The sequence below is a fragment of the Kitasatospora sp. NPDC008115 genome (assembly GCF_042957205.1).
Classification (GTDB): Bacteria; Actinomycetota; Actinomycetes; order Streptomycetales; family Streptomycetaceae; genus Kitasatospora.
Genome location: NZ_JBIBHU010000052.1, coordinates 1 through 21,874, shown reverse-complemented (window position 1 = coordinate 21,874; position 21,874 = coordinate 1). Strand labels below are relative to the sequence as shown.

Here is a 21,874-nt window from a genome sequence, read left to right as displayed (position 1 = left end):
TCGCGCGGGCGCACCGTCCGGAGGCTGCCGAGGCTGTCGCGGTGCAGGACCTCGCCGGCGTGCAGCCAGCTGACCGTCTGCAGGCCCATGTGCGGGTGCGGGGGCACCTGCATGCCCGGCTCGTCGGCGATGTCGTCCGGACCGTAGTGGTCCACGAAGCACCACGCGCCCACCATCCGACGACCCAGGTTCGGCAGGAGACGCCGGACGACCGTGCTCTCGCCGAGCGGGACCCGGCGGGCGGTCAGCAGGTCGCGGACCGGGCCGGTGTCGCGCTCGCCGCCGCAGATGGTCGGGGCGGGTCTGGTGTCGAGGTTGCTCATGGGGCGGTCACCGCCGTGCGCAGGGGGCCGGGGTGGGGATCGCGGGATCGCCGCGCCCGGCCGGAGGGGTCGTCGAAACGATCCTCCACCAGGGCACGGCGATCCTCCAGCGGGGACCACCCGGCCGGGGCTCAGTGCCCGCAGGCCCACCAGGCGTCGGCGCTCGCGCCCTCCGCGAGGGTGCGCAGCTTGGCGACCGCCTCCGCCGGGTCCTCGGCGCCGTACACCGCCGAGCCGGCGACGAAGACGTCCGCCCCGGCCTCGGCGCAGCGCTCGATGGTGCTCGCCGAGACGCCGCCGTCGACCTGGAGCCACAGTTCCAGGTCGTGCTTGGCGATCAGCTCCCGGGTCCGGCGGATCTTCGGCAGCATGATGTCCAGGAACGCCTGGCCGCCGAAGCCCGGCTCCACGGTCATGATCAGCAGCATGTCCAGCTCGGGCAGCAGGTCCTCGTAGGGCTCGATCGGCGTCCCCGGCTTGAGCGCCATCGACGCGCGGGCGCCCTTGGCCCGGATCTCGCGGGCGAGCCGGACGGGGGCGGCGGCGGCCTCGACGTGGAAGGTCACCGAGCCGGCGCCGGCCTCCACGTACTGGGGGGCCCAACGGTCCGGGTCCTCGATCATCAGGTGGCAGTCGAGCGGGATGTCGGTGGCCCGGGCGAGCGACTCGACGACCGGGATGCCGAGGGTCAGATTGGGCACGAAGTGGTTGTCCATCACGTCGACGTGCAGCCAGTCCGAGCCCCGCACGGCCTCGGCCTCCTGGGCGAGCCGGGCGAAGTCCGCGGACAGGATACTGGGATTGATCTGCGCCATGGAGCCTGCTACCTCTTCTTGCCGTCGTGTTCTTGCCGTCATGCCGTCTTACCAAATTGCCGTCTTACCGAATTGCCGTCGTGCCGTCGTGCCGTCTGCCGAGGGAACGGCCGGGGGCCCGGCGCGCGAGGCGCGCCCCCGGCCATCATCTCGCGCGCCGTCGGCCGCGTGTCACCACCGAGACCTCCGCGTGACCGTCATCACACCCCGGGCGGGTTATCGTGGCCGCCGCCGTGGTCATCAGCCTGTACGAGAGCCGGTACGGGAACACCCGTACGGCACGCCCGCTCCCTCACCGAGGAAGGTCCTCCCCTTGGCCGATCTCGTCCATCCCGCCCGGGCCCTGTGGTGGCTCTTCGAACCCGTGCACGCCGTCACCTACTTCACCCCGGAGGGCCTCGGCGCGTTCGAGGCGGTGGGTCTGAGCGGTGTCGCACGCAGCTACTTCGCCGGCCGGGCCGCCCCGCTCGGCCCGGTGGACGCGACGCCGGTGATCGCGGCGTTCTTCAACTTCGCGCCCGCCCCGATCGAGCGCGCGCTGCCGGCCATCTGGAAGCTCGCCGACCCGGAGACGGCGCTCGCCGCCCGGGCCGCGGGCGCCTCGGCGGCGCTGCGGCGGCTGCTGGAGCACGTCGACCCGGCGCAGGTCGAACTGGCGGCCGACCTGCTGGAGGACGCCGTCACCCGGCTGGACTGCGCGGGCCGGGTGCTGGCCGCCGCCAACGCCGCCCTCCCCCGCCCTGCCGACCTGTACGGGCGCCTCTGGCAGGCCGCCACCGTGATGCGCGAGCACCGCGGTGACGGCCACATCGCCGCCCTGGTCTCGGCGGGGCTCGACGGCTGCGAGGCGCTGGTGGTGCGCTGCGCCCTGGACGTGCGGCGCGAGGCCCTGCAGCCGGTGCGCGGCTGGACCGACGCCGAGTGGGACGCGGCAGCCGACCGGCTGACGGAACGCGGCTGGCTCACCGAACGCGGCACCATCACCGAGTGCGGCCGCATCCGTCACCAGTCCCTGGAGGCGGCCACCGACCTCGCGGCCGCCCGGGTGTGGGAGAACCACCCGCGCGCCGACCTGGACCGGCTCGCCGCCGCTCTCAAGCCGATCTCGGCCCTCTGTCGCACCGCGCTGCCACCGATCAACCCGATCGGCCTGCCGGCCACCACCACCGCTTGACCTGCGGCCCCGGCGGCCCTGGCGGCCCTGGCGTCACTTCGGGGTGACGCCGGGGGCGCCGAACCACCTGGTGAGCGCGGTGCGTAGCCCCTGCGGGTCGTCCCCGGCCCAGGCCACATGGCCGTCCGGGCGGAGCAGGACGGCGGGGGCGTCCAAGTCCGCGGCGGTGTCGGCAGTTCCGGCAGTGTCGGCGGTTCCGGCGGTACCGCCGATGTCGGCGACGTGGTCGACGCGGCCGGTCCAGCCGTCCACCGAGAGCCTGTCGCCGCCGGTGCGGTCGAGGAGCAGGCCGCGACCTCCGTGCATCAGCGCGTAGAGCCGGCGGTCCCCCGACAGCCGGACGTCGCGCAGGCGCCGGCCGACGAGTGCGTGGTCCCCGTCGCCGGCGTCGTACTGGACGTCGAGGGCGGTGATCATCCCGGTCACGTAACGGTTCACCTCCTCGACCTCCATCAGCCGCGTGAACAGCTCCCGCAGCGCGGTCGGCCCCGACGCGCTGCCGAGCAGGGTCATCTGCGCGCGGGTGTTCGTCAGCACGCGGGCGCCGACCGGGTGGCGCTCCGCGTGGTAGCTGTCCAGCAGGCCCTCCGGCGCCCAGCCCTCGACCTCGGCGGCGAGCTTCCAGCCCAGGTTGAACGCGTCCTGCACACCGAGGTTGAGGCCCTGGCCGCCGGTCGGCGGGTGGATGTGCGCGGCGTCGCCGGCCAGCAGCACGCGGCCGAGGCGATAGCGCTCGGCCTGCCGGGTGGCGTCGCCGAACCGGGAGAGCCAGTGCCCCGTGCGGGCGCCGAAGTCGGTGCCCGCGACGGCCCGCAGCCGCGCCTTGAACTCCTCCAGGGTCGGCGGCGTCGCACGGTCCTCGGCAACGCCGTCCGCCGGCACGATCACCCGCGCGACGCCCGGCCGGCCGTCCACGTCGGGGGCCACGCCGAACCGCAGCTCGGTCCGGCGCACCCGCTCCACCACGGCGGCCACCTCGGCCGGGTCGGCGGCCAGTTCGAGGTCGCCGATCAGCGTCTCCACCGTGGCGGGCTCGCCGGGGAAGCCCACGCCGAGGGCCTTGCGGACCGTGCTGCGCCCGCCGTCGCAGCCGACGAGGTAGCGCGAGCGCAGGTGCCCGCCGTCCGCCAGCGCGACGGTCACGCCGTCCGCGTCCTGGCTCAGGCCGGTGACCTCGCACCCGCGCCTGATCACCGTCCCGAGTTCGAGCGCGCGCTCCTCCAGCAGCCGCTCGGTGACCGCCTGCGGGGTGGCCAGCCCGTACGGGTGGGCGGTGTCCAGGCTCTCCGGCCAGGGCGCCATGACGCCGCCGAACAGCCCGCCCACCTGGAACTTCTCGCTCACCGCGAGGAACCGCTCCAGCAGGCCCCGCTGGTCCATGATCTCCACGCTACGGGCGTGCAACCCGCGCCCGCGCGACTCCCCGCCCCGCTCCGCACGCCGTTCCAGCACGACCACACCGACGCCGTGCAGCCGCAGCTCGCACGCCACCATCAGCCCGGTCGGCCCACCGCCGACCACGACCACGTCCGTATCCACGTCCAGGTCCACGTGCATCACCAGTTGCTCCCGTACCGTCGTTCCCGTTCACCTGCCGACGGATTCTGCGCCTCCCCCTCCCCCTTGCCGCAAGGCCCCCCGTGCGCTATACGTTGAGAGTGGCAACGAGTGGACATCCCTCGTTGCCCCTGTGCTTTCACCACCCCGGCGAACCATCCCGCACCTGCGCCCGCACCTGCGCCCGCACCTGCGCCCGTGCCCGCTCTTCGGCGAGGCGAAGAGCGGGCACGGTGCCGTCTCCGGCCGCGGCCGCGGCCGCTACCAGGCGTAGTCCTCCGGGGCCGGCTTGTGGCCCGGGAAGAGGGTGTCGAGGCGGGCGAGGACCTCGTCGTCGAGCTTGATGCCGAGGGCGTGGACGGCCGCGTCGAGGTGGGCGAGGGTGCGCGGGCCGACGATGGGGGCGGTGACGGCGGGGCGGGAGAGCAGCCAGGCGAGCGCGAGGTCGGCCGGGTGCTCGCCGGCCTCGGCGGCGAGGTCCTCGTAGGCCTGGATGCGGGGCCGGTTGGCCTCCAGGATCTCGCCGGCATGGGTCATCGCGCCCCGGACGAGGCCGCCCTCGCGCTCCTTCTTCAGCGCGCCGCTGAGGACGCCGCTGCGCAGCGGGGACCACGGGAGCAGGCCCAGTCCGTAGTGCTGGAGGGCGGGGATCACCTCCAGCTCGATGGTGCGGTCGAGCAGGTTGTAGAGGGACTGCTCGCTGACCAGGCCGAGGAAGTGGCGGCTGCGGGCGGCCTCCTGGGCCTGGGCGATGTGCCAGCCGGCGAAGTTGCTGGAGCCGACGTAGATGATCTTGCCCTGGGCGACCAGGACCTCCATCGCCTGCCAGATCTCCTCCCAGGGCGTGTCCCGGTCGATGTGGTGCATCTGGTAGAGGTCGATGTGATCGGTGCCGAGGCGGCGCAGGCTGGCCTCGACGGCGCGGCGGATGGCGAGCGCGGAGAGCCGGCCCTCGTTCGGCCAGTCCCCCATCGGGGCGTAGGCCTTGGTGGCGAGCACGGTGCGCTCGCGACGGCCGTCACCCTTGGCGAACCAGCGGCCGATGATCTCCTCGGTGCGCCCCTTCTGGTTCCCCTCCGGGTCGCGGCCGTAACTGTTCGATGTGTCGAAGAAGTTGATGCCCAGTTCGTGGGCGCGGTCCATGATCTGGTGGGCGTCCGACTCCTCGGTGTGCGGGCCGAAGTTCATGGTGCCCAGGCAGAGTCGGGAGACGGTGAGGCCGGTGCGGCCGAGGTGGGTGAACTCCATGGAGCCACCCTGAGCCGCACCGACCGTACTGTCCAGCACATTTCACCCCGTGGGACACGGGTCGCACAGGCGTACGGTCAGCGCCCGCGGGTCCCGTACGTGGCGAACCTCCGCACCGCGGGCGGCCCGCAGAGCAGCAGCGGGAGCGCACACCAGAGCAGGGTGGCCGGGACGGCGTTCTGCATCGGCCAGGCGACGGCCGGGACAGACGGGTTGCCGAACAGATCGCGTCCGACCCGGACGACGGCGCCCATCGGGTTCCAGTCGGCGAGCGCGGCCGGCCGGGCATGCCGCCGGTGGGCACGAAGGCGTTGGTGACCATCGCCAACGGGAAGACGGCGACGGCCAGTTGCCCGGCCGCGGCGTCCGCGAGTCCGGCGCGGATCCGCCGGCCGACGGCCAGTCCGACCGCCGCCAGCAGGGCCAGGACGAGCACGCTGACCAGCAGGTCGGCGAGGGTCTGGGCGGGCATGAGGAACTCCCGGTAGCCGCCCGTGGCCGTGGCGCTCGATGCCCCGGGGACGGCGATGGCTCTGCCGAACACGTAGCCGAACACCACCACCATCAGCACCGGCACGGCCAGCGAGACGGCCAGCAGCCCGGGCGAGCGGCGGTAGGCGAGGAGGACGCGGAGCATCGAGGACCAGGCGTCGGCGACCAGGCGCGCGGGGCGGACATCAGGCGGCCCTCCCCTGCCCGTCGTGCCGGACTCGGCCAGCTTAAGAGAGGCCAACAGGAGGGCGACGTGCCCATGTCTGTTCGTTCGGCAGGTCGTTGAGTGAGCTGTGGGGAAGAGACCGCCGCGGTTGGCGTCCGACGACCTGTGGGACCGGATCGAGCCGCTGCTGCCGGTGCGGCAGCAGCGGCTTCGCAGGATCGGCCGCCCGCCGCAGGAGCTCCCTTCGGCTCGGGTATGACCTGCCGGAAACGGCTGCGGGACTGGCAAGAGGCCGGGGTCTGGGACCAGCTGGACCAGGTGCTCCTCACCAAGTTGCACCGTGTCGGCGAGCTGGTTGCAGCGGCGCGGAGTGCTCCGGCTGTCCGTGGACGAGCGCTTGGCCGCCTGTCACGGTCGGTTCGGCAGGGACTATCCCGAGGAGGACCACCTGCTGCTGCCCGGCCCCGTTGTCGAGAGCGTGCGCCAGGAACCACTCCGAGGAGCCCTGTGGCGAGGACGAATAAGTGCCCGATCCTCAGCAGTGGTTCACGCTCACCATGGGGCTGGTCAGCAGGCGGAGACGGTCACCGTTGATCATCGTGAGTTATGTCGACATCCGCAGGCCGGCCTCGCCGGTTGCCATTCGCAGGAATTTCCAGAAGAAGCGCCAGAGTCGAAGTAGCGACGACAGGAAAGTCCTGCCACTCCTACTCCAAACTTAGACCCAGACTCCATCCTGCACTTCACCTTGACGCATGACCAACTTCCCGGGTTCCATTCTTGCTCCCCAGCTGAAAAAATGGCGCCATGTCATCCCGCATGCATCAGGCAGTAGTAGCCTCAGCGCTCACTGTTGCCACAACAGCCGTCATCTTCTTGGCGGGCTGGCTCTATGAGAGCCGAAGCCAGAGCGACTGGGGCGTCGACACGGGGGCTACCCAGGCTGCCACCTCGCCGGCGACCACCGCGTGGCCCACCCCAGACCCCACGGCGGTAGCCGGCTTGGTCACCTCCCTGGGAGCCATCAATCCAGAACTCCGCTACGGGAGCCCCGAACTCAAAGCCATGCTGGTCTGCCGCGACATCAGGCGCGGCGACGACGCGAAGCGCGTTGTGGAGAAGGCGCTGGAAATCTTCGGCGGAGATGGGAGTTTCCCCCTCTCTCACGATGACGGCCAGCGCATTGTGGCAGCCGTTCGCAAACACGTTTGCATCGAAAATTAGAGCCGAAGTCCGTTCGCCCACCAGCGCCAATCAAATCCCCAATTGAACACCCGACCTGCAGCCAGCATTCCACTCGCTGCAGGTCGGGCAGTTTTACAGCACAACCGAAGCGACGCTACCCGGCAATCCCCGGACTGAACGATCCATTGTAGAAGAATCCATTCGGAGTGCTATTCAGGATGTCGGGAAAGTCGTCCGCGCGGGCAAACTTCCCGTCGCCTACCACCCGCTTCGCTTCGGATACAATGAAATCAATTGCAGCGTCATATCCCTTCTTGTTGGCCTCGGAAATCGCACGGTCAATCTCATCGCCATCCAGGTCATGGGCCGTCCGCGAATTCACCACACTATTCACGGCCTGCTGCCTCACCCCTTGAGCCCTCCGGCCAATCGAAGTCGCAATGACATTATTGTAGAGATCGGCCAGATGGTCGGTCGTCTCCGACAGAGAATGCCAAGCCTCATGCGCATCGGCATATATGTCCGCATCGCCAGAACCCATATCCAGCTCGAGCCTGGCCCTCCAGATGAAGTGCCGGAACGCGTTCTTGGTTCCAGGATTTGCATCCTCAGTCGCCTGTGAGACATTGGCATCAACCATACCCAAAGCCCACTCGCCCACGGCCTTGTAGGTCAGGCAATTTCCTGGCGCCATTGCACATGCCTGCATTTCGGAAGGCGTAACCTTCTCCCCCACGCTCCCTTCAGACTTTCGCAAGTAAGGAGATGCCCCATCAGGCTTCACGTAAAACGAGAAGCGAGTAGTGCGGCGATATTCCGCGCCAAGTCTCAAGCCGTGCCAAACCACTCGGTCCGTGTTCGAGAAGGCGGCATCGGAGTCAACTAGGCGCGTCCTCGCTTCCGTTGGAACATAATTTTCCGTGGTTTCGGCCGCGTTCTTCATCGTGATGGTGCCGGCCGAACCACAGTCGTACAGCGTGCCGCATTCCTCGGACTTGAGGCCGTTGGGGTCGGAGCGGTTGACGGGGTTGTTGTTGCTGTAGGCGTAGGCGTTCCACTGGAGGGGGTCGCCGGCGTCGAAGATCGGGTCGGGGCTCAGGAAGCGGCCGGTGCTGGGCTGGTACTGGCGGGCGCCCAGGTTGGTGAAGCCGGTGATGTCGTCCTTGAGGCCGTTGACGAAGCCCTTGTCGCCGGACCAGGGGGTGGACAGGGAGGCGGGGCCGCGGAGGGCACCGAAGGGGTCGGTGGCTCGGCGGGACTCGGCCAGGGTGGTGCGGTCGATGGACAGCGAGTTGGTGCCGTGGTGGTCGGCGAACTGGTAGGTCAGCTTGTTCGGGCCCTGGCGGACGAGCGTGATGCCGCCGGGGATGCCGTAGTAGCGGGTTCCGGTGCTGACCTGGGTGATGGTGTTGTAGGTGAGTTCGTCACCGCCGCCCAGGTTGACGGTCACCTTTCCCGGGTTGCGGCGCAGCAGCTGGTTGCCGTCGGCGTCGTAGACGTACGTCGTGGTCGCGGTGCCCTGGGTGAGGGAGGCGAGCTTGCCCTCGACGTCCCAGGTCAGCGAGGCGCCGTTGGCGGCGTCCGTGGCGTTCCAGGTCGGGGTTCCCCACTTGGACTGGTAGCCCGGGGCGTAGACGATGAACTTGCCGTCGTCCTGCACGACCGCGAAGTAGCCACTGCCGGCACCCGCCGTGGTCTGGGTGGACCACAGCGCGGCGCCCTGGGGGTCGTAGACCACGAAGTTGCCGTCGTCCTGCATGGTGGCCCGGGCGCCCGGGTGGTTCTGGGTGTTGGAGGCCCAGAGCGCCTGACCGCTGCGCAGCGAGGTGAGGACGAGGTTGCCGTCGGCCTGCATGGAGAGCTGCATGCTGTTGGAGCGCACCGTCTCGCCCGACTTCAGGACGAAGCCCGCCTTGAGCTCCCGGTTGCCGCCCGGGTTGGTGATCCGGGTGGTGTTGCCGGCCGCGTCGTACTGGTTACCGCCGGTGCCCCACGAGGACCAGCCGTACGTGCTGGTCGTGCTCGACAGCGCGTGCGGACCGCCGGTGCCGCCGCCGGTGTTGGCCGCCGTGGTGGGCGTGTTGCGGGTGCCCGGGGCCGGGGACGTCTGGGCGACCGTGAGGTCCTTGGCCGGGTCACCGGCGGGGTCGCGGTTCACCAGCTTGGTCCGGTTGCCGGTCAGGTCGTAGGTGTACTCCTGCCAGTAGGCGGCGCTGCCGCCGACCGTGGTCTTGGCCGGCGCCACGGCGCCGCTGGTGGGCGTCGCGTTCTTGCAGGCGCCCTGCCCGGCGAGCGAGGGCGTCGGCTGCTCCAGCCTGCCGGTGTCGCTCCACGCCGTCTTCAGCCGCCCCAGGTAGTCGTACGTGAAGCACTGGAGGTCGGTCGCGGACGGGGTGTTGTTCGGGACGGTCCGGATCGCGGTGATCTGACCGGCCTGGTTGTAGGCGTACGTGGTGTTCTGGACCGTACCGGTGGTCGCGGTCTGCTTGTCGACGTACTGGGTGAGGACGCGCCCGGTGGACTCGTCGTAGGTGTTGGTGGCGACGATCTGGGTGCCCCACGGATTCACCGTCGAGCGGATGTTGCGGCCGTAGGCGTCCCAGTCGGCCTGACGGAGGTAGAGGTCACCCGCCCCGGACAGGGTGTGCAGGAGCCCGTAGTACTCGTAGCCGTAGGTGATCCGTTCCTCGGCCAGGTCACCGGCGGCGGCCCGGCCGTCCTGCAGTGGCGCACCGGTGATCGGGTCGTAGAGCGCCGTGTAGTTGAAGGACACCTGACCGGTCTTGCCGATCTCGCTGCCGGGGATCGAGACCGAGGTCTTGGTCGGGCGGTACGCCGTGTCCACCTCGGTGACGGACTTGGTGTAGCTGCTGCCGCCCGCGCCGCCGACGAAGCGGGTGGCGTCGGCCGGCTGGCCCTTGGCCACGGTGTCGTAGGTGTAGCGGGTGAGCTGGTTCGCCGGGCTGACGCTGCCGTTGTAGGTGCCGGTCTTGCGGCCCAGCAGGTCGTAGGTGATCGCGACCGTCTGGTTGCGCGCGTCGGTGGTGGTGGCCAGGCGGCCCGCACCGTCGTAGGTACGCGTCGACACACCGGTGTCCGGGTCGTCGGCGCGGATCTGGCGCCCGAGCTGGTCGTAGCCGTAGCTCCAGGTGTTGCCGGCGGAGTCGACCCGGGTCGCGGGCTGGCCGGCCGGGGTGTACGTGTAGCCGGTGACGTCCGCGTCGGCCCGGTTGCCGGTCGCGGTCGGCGTCCGGTACTGCCACAACTCGGCCGTGCGGCCTCGGCCGTCCGTGACCGTGCTGGTCGCGGTCGCGCCGGCGGGGGGCGTCATGTCCACCCGGTCGGCGCCGGGGTAGGAGGTGGTCGTGGTGTTCTGCGGTACGCCGAGGGCGATGAACTGCGAGCTCACCGGCCGGCCCATGCCGTCGAAGACGGTGTAGGTCTGGCCCGGCACCTGCGCCGGAACGGCGTTGAAGCGGACCGTGTTCGGACCGGACGTGTCATCGTAGTGGGACGCGAAGGCCCGGTTCACCCGGCCCTGCGAGTCGTAGAAGGTGTCGGTGACCAACCGGCCGTGGTAGGCGGAGAGCGCCGGGTCGGCCTGGGTCTGGAGCACGCGCCCCAGACCGTCCATGATCTGGGTCGAGACCGCGTAGGTCTCGTTGGCCCGCAGCGCACGGCTGGTGATCGCCGACGGCGTCGACGTGCCGTTCACGGCGTAGTCGAAGGTGAGGTTCGCCGTCGAGTTCGTCGCCCGGCCGGGGGTCCACACCGCCTTGAGGCGGCCGAGCGCGTCGTACGACTGCGTGGCGGTCCGGCCGTTGGGGTCGGTGGTGGTGATCGGCAGGGCCCGGGCCGGGTTCAGCGTGACCGTGCTCTCCCGCCGGCCTCCGGCGTCCGGGGCGCCCGCCGGGGCGGGGGTTCCGGTCACGGTCCTGTTGGGCAGCTCGCCGGGGTTGGCCGAGCCGTACGAGTTGGTCACCACGGCGCCGCCGGCGTTGGCGGTGTCGGTGGAGGTCAGGTCGGTGACGGTGGCCGCGCGACCGTAGGCGTCATAGGTGCTGGACCCGGTGGTGACCCACTGGGCGTTGGCACCGTCGTAGCGGTCCAGCACCTGTGCGCCGGTGGCCTCGCCCTTCGCGCCGGCGGTTCCGTGCGCCAGACCGTCGTACAGCGTGCGCGTGCCGGCGGCGGTGTTGGCCGCGGTGGCGGGCGCGTCGCAGGCGTCGGCGCCGGACACGGTCAGGACCTCCGACACCAGACCGGTCATCTGCGGGTTGGCGCCGGCCGCGTAGGCCGTGCGCGTGCAGATGTCGGGTGTGCCGTCGGCCTTGGTCAGCGAGGACTTGACCCGGTTGTTCCTGTCCTTGTCGGTCTTGGTCACCGTCGATGTCTGCCGGGTGCCGGTGCTCGTCCGGACCGTTGTGACGCCGGTCGAGATGGTCGCCGGATACCGGGCGACCAGGTCCGGCAGGCCGGTCCGCTTGTGGGTGGCCCGGACGACGGGGTCGCTGCTGGTGTTGACGGTCGAGGACTCGGGGGTGGTGGCGTCGGCGTCGGCGTAGACGTTGCTCTCAAGGACCCGGCCCGACAGCCAGTCGGAGTCGGTCTTGGCGCCGCTGGTGGGGCCCGCGACCGTGACCGAGCGGGCGTCCTTGTTGGCGTTCAGGTCCCCGTCCATGCCCTGGTAGTAGCTGGTCGAGGTCTTGGCCTTCGGGCCGTCCTGGCCGGAGCCGGTCACCGCGGTCACCTTGGCGTACCCGCGGAACTGGTCCCAGGTGCGGTAGGCGTCGTCGACCAGGGCTCCGTCGTTGCGGTGCCACGCGGCGGGACCGTACTCGTAGGAGGTCACCTGGGCCAGCGAGCCGGCGGTGAGGTCGGAGTTCGGGTCCACGGTCACAGTGGCGACCGGATAGCGAAGGAACCAGTCGTCGATCGTCTTGCCCTCGCCCGTGTCGAACCACTTGACGCTGTAGCAGCTCATGGCGTTGTTGTCGGCCGAGGCCGGCATCTTGCCCGTCGTGCGCATGCACGAATCACCCTGGTAGGAGACGGTGATCCGGCCGCCGGTCTCCGTGGTGATCTGCTTCATGCGCGGGCGGTAGTAGCGCGAGCGGGCCGGGACGAGGCCGTCCACGCGGTTGGGCAGGAGCACGTCCGCGAAGGTGACCTCGGGGAGCGACTGCTCGGTCTGCCCGTTGAAGTTGTCCTTGCCGGTGCGCTTGACCGACTGGAGCCAGGGGATCCTGGTGTTCTCCTTGTTGTCGGCGTTGTACGAGTCCTTGAAGGTGTGGGTCAGTACGTAGCGGTCCACCGGGCGGTACGACCCGCCGGAGCGGATCGAGGTGGTGACGGCGTCGAGCCACTTGGTCGACCAGTAGCTCGGACCGCGGTTGGAGCAGACCCCCTGCTGGGTGCACAGCTTGTCGAGCGGCGTGTCCGGCCAGTGCGACGCGACGCGCTGGCCCGGGTCACAGCCGGCGGTCCCGAGGTCGCAGCGCTCGCCCGTCTCGAAATCGATCTTGGCGGCGGGCAGGTGGCCACCGTTCGCACCGAGCTGGTCGGAGAGCAGCTGGCCGTAGCCGATCGACGCGAGCGTCCCGCCACGGGTGTACTCCGTGTTGGTGCCCGTACCGGTGCCGCGCGCGTACCAGTTGGTCTCGGGTGCGTAGCTGTAGGTGGTGAGGTTCCCGTGGACGTCCACGGTGTAGTCGAGGTTCCACCGCCACGCCATCTGGCACCAGGAGCCCTGGCCCTTGGCGGCGTCGTAGCACGGGTCGGCCGGCTTGCCGCTGCCGCCGGCGGACGGCGAGTAGACCGGCACCGTCCAGGCGGAACGGCTGTCCGGGCCGGTGGTGGTGGGCGTACCGGCCGCGGACGGCAGGTGGTTCAGCCCGAAGTAGTAGACCGTGCCGGCCGTGTCGGTGACCTTCAGGTACGAGCCGTTCCAGGTGCCGTTGGTGGCGCCGGTCAGGAACTCGACCTTGGTCCCGTCGTCGTTCTTCAGCCGCCAGGTGCACTTGGACTGTTCGTCCTGGGCGCTGCCGGCCACGCAGGACGTGTCGTCCGGGATCAGCTCACCCGAGTGCCCGCCCATCGCGAGGGTCAGGTTGGCCCCGCCCCAGCACTGGTCCGCGGAGTTGGCGATGCCCGCCTTGTCGCACGACTTGTAGGAGCGCTCGACGAAGCCCGCGCTGAGGTCCCAGCCGTCGCCGATCCATGACGCCTGGGAGTTGGTCGACGACGTCCGGCCGTCGACCGAGGCGGAGTCGTAGCCGAGCGCGATCTGCGGAGCCGAGCCGCCCAGAGTGGGCGGCGACTGGATGGGGTAGTTGTAGGTGAAGGAGCCCGAGGAGCTTCCCGCAGTCCATGCCTGACTTGACGTCAGAGACGTTGCGCTGTAGTTGCCGAGACCGCTGGACGGGGTCGTCTCGGTCGCCAGCACCATCGGCGCCGACGCGGCCGCCGGTGCGGCGGACGCGCCCGCCGGTGCGAGCTCCGCCGACTTCGACTCCGTCTGCTCCTGTGCCTGCTGCGCCGGCGCCGCTTCCACGGCCGGGAGTTCGACGTCGACGACCAGCCGCTTCGTCTGCGGGTCGTAGTGCGAGGGAACGGGAGTCCTGGTGAGACAGTCGGCCACCTCCGGCGTGGTGAGCGCACAAGCCGGGAGCGATACGAGCCGCGCCCGCTCGGCGTAGTCGCCGCCGAACCCGACGCCGGACAGGTCCAGACCCACCCGCACCGTGGTGGCGTCCGCCTGCTCGGCGCGCGACAGCGAGACGACGAGGCCCTGCACTCCGGCTGCGGCCGCCGCCTTCTCATCGGCGACGCCGACCTCGACCGGGACGCCGGCCGAGGCCCGGGCCGGAGCGACCGGGGCCAGCCAGACCGGCAGCTCGCCGGCCTGCCTGGAGGCCCCGGCAGCCGACTCCTGGACCTCGACGCCGTCGGGCCCGGTGCGAGCGGCCTTCGTTCCGGCCGCCGGCGCCGCATCCAGCACCGCGAGGGCGGAGCCCGACGGCCGCTGCGGCTCATCCTTCGGGGGAACCCAGTTCGGCGTACCCGTGTCCGGGCGGGTCGGCTTCGGGGTCTCGCTGACGCCGGGGACGGGCTCCGTCTTCGGCAACGGGGTGTTCGGCGGCGACCAGATCCGGTCGTCCTTGTCGTCGCCGGCCGGCGCGGCGAGCGCCGGCGCCGTCGGCACCAGGAGCGCGCCGAGCACGGCCAGCGTGCTGACGACGGCGAGGTGCGATCTCCTCGGCCCCGGTGGCGGCGCACCCCCTCCGACCTGCCGATCCGGACGGACATGATGAAAAGTCACTGAAACCCCACGGGTGATCAGCACACCTGGACGCAGGTGTGGACAGACAACTGTGGGCGGGACAGTAGGGCCAGCTTAGCGAGCTGCGCGAGCAAATTGACGATCTTGGTCCATGTGACCGACATCATACTGAAAGCAAAGTGGTTCGCTCACGCTCAAAATGGACAAAGCGCCACGGCAAAGCTGTTGACGCACCGTCGGCGACTGCGGCACCTTGCTCGGTGACCTGCGCTTCCGATCTTCACGGATCCTTCACAGCAGCCCGAAGCACCACCGCAATGGAGACCCACCCATGCCTTCCGCTCCGCCCGGGGCTCACTCCGCAGCGCGCCACCGCAGCAGACTCCGGTCTCCGCGACTGACCGCCGCCGCCGTGGGGCTCGTTCTGGCCCTCACCCCGGTGGCACCCGCCACCTTCGCCCTCGCCGCCGATGCCGCACCGACCACCACCGGCCCCGAGCCCTCGGCTGTCCCGCCCGAGCTCGCGAAGACCATCGCCGAGGCCGACGCCGAGCGCGCCGGGCAGAAGCCCGTCGTCACCGCTGCCGACAAGGCGATCGCCGAGGCCAAGGCCACCGGCAAGCGCGTGCCGGTGCCCGAACTGACCGATGCGTACAGCGAGACGGCGGCCACCCCCGAGGGCCGCCTCGCCCGCACCCAGCACCCTGACCAGCAGCGCGTCCAGCGGGCCGACGGGAGCTGGGTCACGCTGGACGCCGGGCTCGTCGCCGACCCGGCGGGCGGCTTCCGGCCGGCGGCGGCCGCCGCCGGTGTGCACCTGTCCGGAGGCGGCCCCGGTCCCCTCGGCACGCTCACCGGCCCCGACGGGGAAACGCTCGCGATCGACTCGCCGTTCCCGCTCACCACCCCCGTCATGGACGAGGACGGCGACGGGCTGATCTACCCCGAAGTCATCGCCGGCGTCGACCTCAAGGTCACCGCCGACAAGTACGGCGGCCTCTCCACCGTCCTGATCGTCAAGACCGCCGAGGCCGCCAAGGACCCGCGCCTCACGACGCTCCGGTTCGGCACCACGACCAAGGACATCACGGTCACCGCCGACGCGTCGGGGAACCTCTCGGCCACCGGCAAGGACGGCAAGGTCCGGTGGTACGCCCCCGTCCCCCAGATGTGGGACAGCTCCAGCACGCAGGCCCCGGCCGCTCCGGACACCGCGCAGAGCAAGACCGTCCAGGCGGCGCCGGCGGACGGCGCCGAAGCGCCGACGGCCCCCGGCCCGGTCAGCAGCGCGGACGGCCCCGCCCCGGGCGCCAAGGTCGCCAGCATGGCGACCACCGTTTCCGGCGGCGCCATCGAGTTGACCCCCGATCAGTCGGTCCTGGGCCAGGGGCAGGGTCCCTGGTTCATCGATCCCGGGTGGATCCCGGACCGGCGTGAGGGCAACGCCTGGACGTGGACCCAGCAGGGCTACCCCAACACCCCCCGGTACGGGCAGACGACGGCCTCCCACGGCAAGTACGCCCGCCCGGGCGTCGGGTACCAGGGCTACGTGGACGACAAGGGCATCGAGCGGTCGTACTTCCAGTTCGACGTCCGCGGGTACCCGGGCACCATCGTCAACAAGGCCACGATGTCGGTCTGGGAGTACGAGTCGTCCGCCTTCTCGTGCACCACGTCGTACACCGTCGACCTCTACCAGACCGGCGATATCAGCACCCAGACCACCTGGAACAACGAACCCGGCATCATCGGAGGCCGGCTGGGCGAGGCCCAGGTGGCGGGTGCCAGACAGCCGGGCTGCAACGACAGCGTGCAGTTCCAGTACGACGTCACTTCCGTCTTCCAGAACTACGCCCCCTGGCACGACACCGTCACGTTCGGCCTGCGCGCGCGCAACGAGGCCGACAAGATGGCGTTCAAGCGGCTGGACTACCGGCCGGTGATCGAGGTCGAGTACGACCGCGCTCCCGGGACCCCCACCAACCCGGCCGCCTCACCGGCGCCGGCCACCACGGTGCCGTGGGGGACGGACCAGGGCTGCAACGGCTCGACCCTCGGCTGGCTCAGCGCGGGAAGCAACTTCAACGGCGCGCTGACCCTCAACGCGAACGTGCACAGCCCCGTGCAGACCTCGCTCTACTCCTGGTCGCACATCTGGGACTACAGCATCCCCGGAGCGCCCGATGTCGACGGCGGGTACTCCGCCGAGACGGCCAACGGCGGCAACGCCGCGTTCAACGTCCGCGGCGACGTGATCAAGGACGGCCACGTCTACGGCTGGAGCACGCACTCCACCGACAAGCTGGTCGCGATGTCCGACTCGACGCCCACCTGCCGGTTCGGTGTCGACCTGACGCCACCGACCCTCATCGTCAAGAGCATGTACGACACCCTGTCCGACGCCGAACTCGCCGACCGGTTCCCGCCGTCCGGGAACGGCCAGGTGACGAGGAAGCGCGCGGGCGAATGGGGCATCGTCCCGTTCAGCGCCGTCGACACGGCGCCCTCGGGCGGCACGCCCTCCGGCGTGATGTGCGCCCGCTTCTCCTGGGAGCCGCAGTTCAGCAACGCCCCGTGGCAGTGCGGCAGCGACCTGCCGCAGGGCGGCATCCGCGTCCTGCCGGGGCGTTGGGGCACCAACATCGGCTACATCCAGGTGATGGACAACGCCCGCAACCTCTCCGCGGTCGCACCGTACGCGTTCTACGTTCCCTGGAACCCGGACGGTCCGCCGCCCGTGTTCGGTGACGTGACCGGCGACAGCGCGCCGGACATCGTGACCACCGACCAGGCCGGCAACCTCCGGTCCTACAGCGTCCCCGGAAACCCCGTCGCGAAGAGCCCGGCCGTCAGCCTGGTGGCCCAGGGCAAGGACTCGCCCACCGGCAACGGCTGGAACAACGTCCAGTTCGCCCACCGGGGTACCTTCACGGGCGGGAACAACATCGACGACGTGGTCGCGCACGCTCCCGGAGACCCGAAGCTCCTGATCTACGGAAACCCCGGCGTCACCGGCTACTACGGGCGTATCGACTCGAAGGCCGAGCTCGGCAAGCCCAAGTGCGTGACGACCGGCACCGAGGACTGCTCCTGGCTCACGGTTCCCGGGTACAACGCGACGGACTGGTCGAACACGCTCCGGGTGGCCAGCCTCGGCGACCCGGTGAACACGAACCTGGACTACAAGCTCCAGTTCAAGAACAAGAGCGGGTTGCTGACCGTGGAAAGCACCGCGAACGGCACCGACGCCGCCCTCTGGTACTACCCCGCGACCGACGCGAACGTCCTGGGCAAGCCCGTCCGGCTGGCCGCCTCCGGTTGGAAGAACAAGGAGCTCATCGCCCCGGGTGACTGGGCCAAGCAGGGCCACCCGGGCCTCTGGGCCCGCAACCTGGAGCAGGGCGCCGACGGCGCCAAGGGCGACCTGCTCGCCTACACCTTCGGCACCGGCACCGTTCCCGCCACGGACAAGTACGGGAACCCCGTCATCGGCGCCGACGGCACGACCCCGAACGTGCCGACGCTGACCGGGATCGCCAACAGCGTCAAGATCGGCGCCGTTCCGGTCGACGGCTGGCCGACGCTGGGCTCGGACGGTGACCTCACCGGCAAGGGCTCGCCCACCCTGTGGGGCAAGAACACCTCGGGGCAGATCGACATCTGGTGGGGCGAAACCACCAACCCCGGCAGCACCAACGCGGGCATGGCCTGGCACATCGGACCCGTGCGGATCGCCGACACCTCGGTCAACCCGCTCTGGTGGGCCCTCGACGGCTCCACCGACCTGGACAGCAACACCGCCAACGCGCTCTACCCGAACGCCTACACCCGGACCGCCGACCACAACGGCCTGGCCGGCAAGGCCACCGCCTTCGACGGCTCGTCGAACTTCTACCGCTCCACCAACCAGGCGGGCATCGACACCAGCCAGAGCTACACCGTCGCCGCCTGGGCCAGGCTCGACAACCCCGGTGGCTACCAGAACGTCGTCACGCTGACCGGCCAGGAGCGCAGCCCGTTCTACCTCCAGTACTCCGCCGCGTTCAACCGGTGGGCCTTCGTCCTGCCGGGCGAGGACTACCGCAACACCAACGCGTACTACAGCGCCGTGGACAACATCGCCCCGACGCCGGGGAGGTGGACCCACCTGGTCGGCACCTACAACGCCCCGGCGGGAACCATCACCCTGTACGTGAACGGTCGCGTCACCGGATCGGCCCAGGTCCCGAGTTCCTGGCGGGCCAACGGCAGCCTGAACATCGGCGGCTCGACCACCGACCGGTACACCACGCCGGAGGGCCTGCTGCAGGGCGCGATCAGTGACGTGCGGGTGTACCCCTACACGTTCACCGAGCCGCAGGCGCAGGCGCTGGCCACCACCAACTCCTCGGTGCAGATCCACAGTTCCTACAGCCCGGGCAAGTGCCTGGACAACTGGGGCGGCGGCGTGGGGACCCTCGTCAAGGTGTACGACTGCTGGAACGGAGCCAACCAGCACTTCACGCTGACCAGCGACAACAAGATCAAGCTCCCCAACGCCGCCGACCGCTGCCTCGGCATCAACGACAACCCGGCGCAGTGGGGCTCCAAGATCCAGATCCAGGCGTGCAACGGCTCCGACCTGAGGCAGACCTGGGTCCGCCGCTTCGACGGCACGCTGTACAGCCCCGCCACCAACACCTGCCTGGAACTGCCGGGCTGGAACACCGCGAACGGCACGGAGGTCGGAATCTGGCAGTGCAACGGCAACGCCAACCAGCGCTGGTCCGCCGAGGCCCAGCTGAGCTGAGCCGACCTGAGCTGACCTGAGCTACCACGCCCGAGGCCCCGCCGACCCACGTCGGCGGGGCCCTCGGCGTTCCGCCCGAGCCGAGCGCCGGCAGCGGCAGCCGGGCACCACCCAAGGGGGCGCGCGGCCGGGGGTTCGCGCCCCCGGGGTGGGGGTCACCCCAGGGCGCGGGGGAGGGTGGTGCGGACCCAGGATTCGGGTTCGGTCAGGTGCGGAGCGTGACCGGCGTTGGGGTAGAGGTGGCGTTCGGGTTTGGGGAGGGAGAGGTCGATCAGGTCGAGGATCTCGCCGTACATGGGTTCGCTGTCGTCGCTCTGGGTGAGGAGGACGCGTTCGGTGAAGCGGTTGAGGGCGGTGAGGTCGAGGTCGAGGGCGTCCGGGTCGCGGAGTTCGTCGAGGTAGGTCGGCGCGTTGCGGATGTAGGTGTGGCGGACCGGCGCCGGGAGTTGCTCCCACGCCCCCGGCCCGAAGGCGATGGTGTCGACAAAGCGCTCGGCCGCCGCCGCCGATTCGGCCTGTTCGAGGAGTTCGCGGACCGCCGAGATCCGTTCGGCGAAGGCGACGCCCAAGGGCCGCAGCTCCGGGTCGGCGAGCAGGGTGCCGGTGGCGGGTGGCTCGTGGACGGCCACGCCGCGCAGCAGGTCCGGGCGGGCGGCGGCGAGGCGGAGGGCGATCAGGCCGCCGTAGGAGTCGCCGCAGACGTAGGCCGGCGCGAGCCCCAGGCCGACGATCAGGGCGGCGAGGTCGGCGGCGTCCTCGTACACGGAACCCTGGGTGAGCAGGTCCTCGCTGCGGCTGTGCCCGCGCCGGTCGTACGCGACGGCCGTGGTCTCCTCCGCGAGCCCCGGCAGGACGCGCGCCCAGCTGTCGGCGTCCGTCCAGGACCCGTGCACCAGCACCAGTCCCGGCCCGGCACCCCGGGCCTCGTAGTACAGCGACACCCCGTTCACCCTGATCTCGGCCATCGCGAGCCTCCCGACCTCGGCCGTGTACCGGCAATGCCCCACCCACCAGCGTGACACACCCCCGTCACACCGGTCGGATGAGCGGATTGGAGGCCGCGCAGGGACGGCGCGGGAACGGCGCGGGAACGGCGCGGGGACGGCGCGGGGACGGCGGCGGTCTCACCGAGGGTGATGGGCGACGGGGCCCAGCCACCAGGTCGATCCCGCGACCGCCTTCGTTGGAGCGCCGCGGCCGGCGCTCCTGGAGCGGGAGATCGTGGCGCGGGTCCCAGACCTCGAACCGGCAGTCGCCGTCGAACTCCTGGAGGTAGAGCCGCACTTCACCCTGTCCCTGGCAAGCGTGGACGACGGCGTTGGTGACCAGTTCGGAGGCGATGAGGACGAGGTCGTCCACCCGGTCCCCGGTCCACCCCCAGGCGGTGAGCTGGTCACGGATGTGGCGGCGGGCGGCCCGCACCGAGGCGCTGTGGTCGGTGAGGGAGGTCTCCCAGGTGCGGAGGACGGGTCTGGGGAAGGTGGACATGGCGAGGCCCCTTCGGGAGCGTGTCCGTTCGGTCACGTTGAGTGTGGACCCTTGTGAATCGAAAGCACAACAGAACACCTTAGAAAATCGGTGGATCTTGAAAGCGGCTTGAGTCGCGGCGCCGCGTGAGGCAAGACTGGGCCTCAACATCCGAAGGGAGGGACCTACTTGACCACCGACCTCTCCACGATCCGGCAGATCAGACTCGGCGACGAACTGCGAGCCCTGCGGCTGGAGCAGAACAAGAAGCTCCTGGAGGTCACAAGCGGTCTGGATGGCTGGAGTGCCGCCCGCCTCAGCAAGATGGAGCGCGCCGAGCAGCCCGTCGGTCCCAAGGACCTCGCAACGCTCCTCGACTACTACGGAGTCACCGGCGCGGACCGGGAGTACTACGAGAACCTCCTCGGCAGCGGCCCGCCGAAGCAGTGGTGGCGGAACCTGGACTACGCCGAGGCGATCACGCCGGCTTTCGCGGAGTACCTGGCACTCGAAGCCGAGGCCTCAAACATGCTGAACTACTTCCCGGCCGGGTTCCCGGGTCTGGTCCAGACCGAGGGATACGCAAAGGAGATGATCGCCGCCGGACTCGACTCCCCGAACGAGGAACGCGTCGAGGCCGGGGCCGAGGTCCGCATCCTTCGCCAGCGCCGGCTCACCGAGGAACCGACCCTCGCTCTGGAGGCCTACTTCGGTGAGGTCGCACTGCTGATCGCCGGCGACCGGACGGTCATGGTGGAACAGCTCCGCCACGCCGTCAAGGTCGCCCAACTGCCCAACGTCACCTTGCGCATGGTCCCGCTGAGCGCAGGACGACCAGGCATTCTCTCGTCAGGCCTCACGCTCCTCCGGTTCCCGGGCGACCCCGAGAACGGCTTCGTATTCATCGAGGCCGTCGGCGGTATGCTCCCGCGTAGGACGGGACGCGATGTCCGCCGGGCCGAACGCGCCATAGGCCGTGTCAAGCAGAACTCGTTGTCCCCCGAGGACACCATCACCGCCCTTGAACGCAAGTTGGAAGAGCTGACGTGAGCCAGAAGCACGACCCCTACGACCACAACCCCGCTGACGCCGACTGGTCCAAGTCCCCCTTCTCAGGTGACGGCAACGGCGACTGTGTGATCATCGCCCGGTTCCCCAACGGCGATGTCTGGCTCGGCGACGACAAGAACCCCGACCGGCCCCACCTCGCCTTCGACCACGCCGAATGGGCCGCGTTCGTCAAGGCCGTCGAGTCCCGCTCCCCCCACTTCACCGCCTAGCTGTACTGACCACGGAGGTTGGTGACGGGGTTCACGGTGTGGTGATCTTGAAATGAGTGAGGGCCTTCTGGCTCGGTGTGGATTGCGACATCTGCA

General features: G+C 70.2%; 13 protein-coding genes. 5 read left to right on the top strand and 8 right to left on the bottom strand.

The features are described from left to right. Together ACFZBX_RS35935 and rpe are read right to left on the bottom strand one after the other, a co-directional pair. Positions 1-323, bottom strand: a 323-nt coding sequence (locus ACFZBX_RS35935) for a pirin family protein (RefSeq protein ID WP_391538013.1), incomplete at its 3' end; no start/stop codon positions are given. Positions 324-454: 131 nt separating this feature from the next. Next, on the bottom strand, positions 455-1,138 hold the full coding sequence (rpe, locus tag ACFZBX_RS35930) for a ribulose-phosphate 3-epimerase (protein WP_380750402.1): 684 nt from the start codon (positions 1,136-1,138) through the stop codon (positions 455-457). Positions 1,139-1,451: 313 nt separating this feature from the next. Here rpe and ACFZBX_RS35925 point away from each other — a divergent pair, with 313 nt between their 5' ends. Then, the gene (locus ACFZBX_RS35925) at positions 1,452-2,312 is read left to right on the top strand and encodes a hypothetical protein (RefSeq protein ID WP_391538012.1); all 861 of its coding nucleotides are present in this window, start codon (positions 1,452-1,454) and stop codon (positions 2,310-2,312) included. Positions 2,313-2,345: 33 nt separating this feature from the next. Here ACFZBX_RS35925 and ACFZBX_RS35920 read toward each other — a convergent pair whose 3' ends face one another. From ACFZBX_RS35920 to ACFZBX_RS35910, 3 genes are all read right to left on the bottom strand, one after another. Then, positions 2,346-3,869 (bottom strand): FAD-dependent monooxygenase, encoded by a 1,524-nt coding sequence (locus ACFZBX_RS35920; protein ID WP_391538014.1) that lies wholly within the window; start codon positions 3,867-3,869, stop codon positions 2,346-2,348. Positions 3,870-4,130: 261 nt separating this feature from the next. Then, the gene (locus tag ACFZBX_RS35915; RefSeq protein ID WP_391538011.1) at positions 4,131-5,117 is read right to left on the bottom strand and encodes an aldo/keto reductase; all 987 of its coding nucleotides are present in this window, start codon (positions 5,115-5,117) and stop codon (positions 4,131-4,133) included. A gap of 77 nt (positions 5,118-5,194) precedes the next feature. Next, complete coding sequence (locus tag ACFZBX_RS35910; RefSeq protein WP_391538010.1) at positions 5,195-5,371, bottom strand: hypothetical protein; 177 nt, start codon at positions 5,369-5,371, stop codon at positions 5,195-5,197. 1,211 nt (positions 5,372-6,582) lie between these two features. Here ACFZBX_RS35910 and ACFZBX_RS35905 point away from each other — a divergent pair. Then, entirely contained in the window at positions 6,583-6,999 is a 417-nt protein-coding gene (locus tag ACFZBX_RS35905; protein WP_391538009.1) for a hypothetical protein, read from the top strand. Between the two features lie 115 nt (positions 7,000-7,114). On the opposite strand, the gene ACFZBX_RS35900 is transcribed toward ACFZBX_RS35905, so the two are convergent. Continuing rightward, a complete protein-coding gene (locus ACFZBX_RS35900; RefSeq protein ID WP_391538008.1) occupies positions 7,115-14,182 on the bottom strand; it encodes an RHS repeat domain-containing protein in 7,068 nt (2,355 codons plus the stop codon). 472 nt (positions 14,183-14,654) lie between these two features. Here ACFZBX_RS35900 and ACFZBX_RS35895 point away from each other — a divergent pair, with 472 nt between their 5' ends. Then, the gene (locus tag ACFZBX_RS35895) at positions 14,655-19,031 is read left to right on the top strand and encodes a LamG-like jellyroll fold domain-containing protein (protein ID WP_391538007.1); all 4,377 of its coding nucleotides are present in this window, start codon (positions 14,655-14,657) and stop codon (positions 19,029-19,031) included. A gap of 155 nt (positions 19,032-19,186) precedes the next feature. On the opposite strand, the gene ACFZBX_RS35890 is transcribed toward ACFZBX_RS35895, so the two are convergent. Both ACFZBX_RS35890 and ACFZBX_RS35885 read right to left on the bottom strand, forming a co-directional pair. After that, entirely contained in the window at positions 19,187-19,996 is an 810-nt protein-coding gene (locus ACFZBX_RS35890) for an alpha/beta fold hydrolase (RefSeq protein WP_391538006.1), read from the bottom strand. 64 nt (positions 19,997-20,060) lie between these two features. Beyond that, positions 20,061-20,519 carry an ATP-binding protein gene (locus tag ACFZBX_RS35885; RefSeq protein ID WP_391538005.1) on the bottom strand — a complete coding sequence of 153 codons (459 nt, stop codon included), beginning with the start codon at positions 20,517-20,519 and terminating at the stop codon, positions 20,061-20,063. A 168-nt stretch (positions 20,520-20,687) separates the two neighbouring features. Between ACFZBX_RS35885 and ACFZBX_RS35880 the strand changes: the two genes are divergently transcribed. After that, positions 20,688-21,548, top strand: coding sequence for a helix-turn-helix domain-containing protein (locus ACFZBX_RS35880; protein ID WP_391538004.1), 861 nt, complete (start codon positions 20,688-20,690; stop codon positions 21,546-21,548). After that, positions 21,545-21,778 (top strand): DUF397 domain-containing protein, encoded by a 234-nt coding sequence (locus ACFZBX_RS35875; protein WP_391538003.1) that lies wholly within the window; start codon positions 21,545-21,547, stop codon positions 21,776-21,778. The genes ACFZBX_RS35880 and ACFZBX_RS35875 overlap by 4 nt, the downstream gene beginning before the upstream one ends. The last annotated feature ends 96 nt before the right edge of the window (positions 21,779-21,874 follow it).

Bases quoted from the DNA above. Each gene is read 5' to 3' on its own strand.
- rpe (WP_380750402.1), bottom strand. From the start codon at position 1,138: ATGGCGCAGATCAATCCCAGTATCCTGTCCGCGGACTTCGCCCGGCTC.
- ACFZBX_RS35920 (WP_391538014.1), bottom strand. From the start codon at position 3,869: ATGCACGTGGACCTGGACGTGGATACGGACGTGGTCGTGGTCGGCGGT.
- ACFZBX_RS35915 (WP_391538011.1), bottom strand. From the start codon at position 5,117: ATGGAGTTCACCCACCTCGGCCGCACCGGCCTCACCGTCTCCCGACTC.
- ACFZBX_RS35910 (WP_391538010.1), bottom strand. From the start codon at position 5,371: ATGGGCGCCGTCGTCCGGGTCGGACGCGATCTGTTCGGCAACCCGTCT.
- ACFZBX_RS35905 (WP_391538009.1), top strand. From the start codon at position 6,583: ATGTCATCCCGCATGCATCAGGCAGTAGTAGCCTCAGCGCTCACTGTT.
- ACFZBX_RS35890 (WP_391538006.1), bottom strand. From the start codon at position 19,996: ATGGCCGAGATCAGGGTGAACGGGGTGTCGCTGTACTACGAGGCCCGG.
- ACFZBX_RS35885 (WP_391538005.1), bottom strand. From the start codon at position 20,519: ATGTCCACCTTCCCCAGACCCGTCCTCCGCACCTGGGAGACCTCCCTC.